Origin of the sequence: Methylobacterium tarhaniae (genome assembly GCF_001043955.1) — a bacterium.
Classification (GTDB): Bacteria; Pseudomonadota; Alphaproteobacteria; order Rhizobiales; family Beijerinckiaceae; genus Methylobacterium; species Methylobacterium tarhaniae.
Genome location: NZ_LABZ01000382.1, coordinates 1 through 1,472, shown reverse-complemented (window position 1 = coordinate 1,472; position 1,472 = coordinate 1). Strand labels below are relative to the sequence as shown.

Sequence of the window (1,472 nt, the reverse complement as noted above, 5' to 3'; positions counted from 1 at the left end):
CCTTCGCCTGGGCGGTGATCGCGCTCGGCATCTTCGGCGGCGCCTTCAACGTCGAGATCTTCCGGGCGGGCATCGAGGCGGTGCCCGATTCGACCCTGGAGGCGGCCGAGAGCCTCTGCTTCTCGCGCTTCCAGACCTACCTCTACATCACGCTGCCCCTCGCGTTCCGCATCAGCCTGCCGGCCCTGACCAACAACCTCGTCAGCTTGGCCAAGACGACGTCGCTGGCCTACATCATCACGGTCCCGGAGATGACCTACGTGCTCAACCAGGTCTGGTCCGACAACCTGAACGTCCCGGAAATGATGCTGGTCCTGTTCGGGTTCTACATCGTCGTCGTGACGCTGCTCGCCGCCGGCCTGCACGCGGTCGAGCGCCGGCTCATGCTTCCGGGATACGGCCGATGAGGCAGCCTGCCTTCCAGCTCAACAGGGCGCGCCTGCGCGACGGTCAGGTCCTGCGGGGCTTGAGGGCCCGGCACGTCGCGGTCCTGCTGCTCGCGCTCGCGGTCTCGCTCGCCGTCGCAGCCATGCGCTCGGGCATCGTCGGGGCGCCGTCCTCGGCGCTCGCCGCCCTGATCGACTACGCCCCGTTCATCCTGCGGGGCTTCGCCCTCAACCTCGCCATGAGCGTGCTGGCGATGGCGATCGCCACGGTGCTCGGGATCGGGCTCGGCCTGATGCAGATCAGCGAGGCGGCGCTCATCCGGCTGCCGGCCCGCTTCGTCACGCATCTCCTGCGCAACTCGCCCTGGCTCGTGATCCTGTTCCTGGTGATGTACCTCCTGCCGATCGAGATTCGGCTGCCGGGCGGGTGGCGGGTCCCGCTGCCGGACTGGGGCAAGGCCACCCTGGCCTTCTCGCTTCCGGTGATGGGCAACATCAGCGAGATCCTGCGCGGCGCGGTGCGCTCGATCCCGACGGGACAGTGGGAATCGGCCGAGGGGCTCGCCTTCACCCGCGCCCAGACCCTGCGCCACATCATCCTGCCGCAATGCATCCGCCGCGGCATCCCGCCCTGGATGAACTGGTACGCCCTCCTGACCCTGTCGACCCCGATGGCCTCGATCTTCAGCGTGCACGAGGCGGTGTCGAACGCCCAGGCGAGCATGGAGGCGGCCGGCGCGCGCCCGGAGCTTCTGCTGCCGTTCTACTTGTTCCTGCTGTGCCTGTTCTTCGTCTACATCTATCCGATCGCGGTGTGGACCCGCCTGTTGGAGCGCCGCTATGCCGTTCGCTGATCCCGCCCTTGCCACGCCCACCTCCCTGGCCGGCGATGCCCGCGCCCTCGTCTCGCTGCGCGACGTCCGCAAGTCCTACGGTGCCTTCGAGGTGCTGAAGGGCATCAGCCTCGACATCCGCAAGGGCGAGGTAGTGTGCATCATCGGGCCGTCCGGCTCCGGCAAGTCGACCCTGATCCGCTGCATCAACGGCCTCAGCCCGATCCAGGGCGGCTCGATCACCGTCGACGGG

The 1,472-nt window shown here is 68.3% G+C and carries 3 protein-coding genes; all 3 read left to right on the top strand.

What is annotated here, in order from left to right:
• Positions 1–407, top strand: a 407-nt coding sequence (locus VQ03_RS30165; protein WP_048454625.1) for an ABC transporter permease subunit, incomplete at its 5' end; no start/stop codon positions are given.
• Positions 404–1,240, top strand: a complete 837-nt coding sequence (locus tag VQ03_RS30160) for an amino acid ABC transporter permease (protein WP_048454624.1) — start codon at positions 404–406, stop codon at positions 1,238–1,240. The genes VQ03_RS30165 and VQ03_RS30160, both read left to right, overlap by 4 nt.
• Positions 1,227–1,472 (top strand): ATP-binding cassette domain-containing protein (locus VQ03_RS30155; RefSeq protein ID WP_048454623.1); only part of this gene is annotated, 246 nt, incomplete at its 3' end. The genes VQ03_RS30160 and VQ03_RS30155, both read left to right, overlap by 14 nt.